This window comes from Limimaricola sp. G21655-S1, from assembly GCF_027213785.1.
In the GTDB taxonomy this organism is placed as follows: domain Bacteria; phylum Pseudomonadota; class Alphaproteobacteria; order Rhodobacterales; family Rhodobacteraceae; genus Limimaricola.
Map to the genome: position 1 here is coordinate 1 of NZ_JAPWGO010000081.1, position 556 is coordinate 556.

At 65.6% G+C, this 556-nt stretch carries 3 protein-coding genes; all 3 read left to right on the plus strand.

Going from position 1 to position 556, the window contains the following annotated elements; all coding sequences use genetic code 11:
* Positions 1–294, plus strand: a 294-nt coding sequence (locus O4G76_RS19925) for a mercury resistance system transport protein MerF (RefSeq protein ID WP_269398895.1), incomplete at its 5' end; no start/stop codon positions are given.
* Entirely contained in the window at positions 291–431 is a 141-nt protein-coding gene (locus O4G76_RS19930) for a hypothetical protein (protein WP_162620627.1), read from the plus strand. The genes O4G76_RS19925 and O4G76_RS19930, both read left to right, overlap by 4 nt.
* 3 nt (positions 432–434) lie before the next feature.
* Positions 435–556 (plus strand): FAD-binding protein (locus tag O4G76_RS19935; RefSeq protein ID WP_269398896.1); only part of this gene is annotated, 122 nt, incomplete at its 3' end.

Below are 556 nucleotides of genomic sequence, written 5' to 3' on the forward strand. Positions count from 1 at the left end.
CTTGTCCTGGCGCTGGCTGGCGCAGGCCTGTCGGCGGTGACGGGGTGGCTCGACTACGCGCTGTTCCCGCTGCTGTTCGTCAGCCTCGCGGTGGTCGCGCAGGCTTTGTGGCTGCGTGCCGGACGGCCCGGGCCGTCCCCCAAGATCTGGGCCGCGCTCATTGCGGTGCTGCTCTCGGTCTTGATCATCGTTCTGGAGTTTCGCGGGGCGCTGACCCTCACGCTCCTCGCCGCGGCGCTGACCGGTGCCTACGCTCTCTTTCTCAACCGCAAGTCCAGGGAGGTCCGACCATGATGGCGGCTGCCTGCTGTTCTCCCATCGGCCTTTTCACGGGCCTGTTCTCGATGGCCGAGCCTTTGCTGGCGATCGGCGCCATTCTCTACCTGGTCCTCGCCAAACCGAAGACCGATCCGACGACGAAAGTGACCTGAACCATGAATGACTGCTGCTCGAACGAAAACAAAGCATACGACCTCATTGTCGTGGGCGCCGGTTCCGCCGGGTTCTCCGCCTCGATCACCGCCGCCGAGGCTGGCAAGCGCGTCGCGCTCGTGGG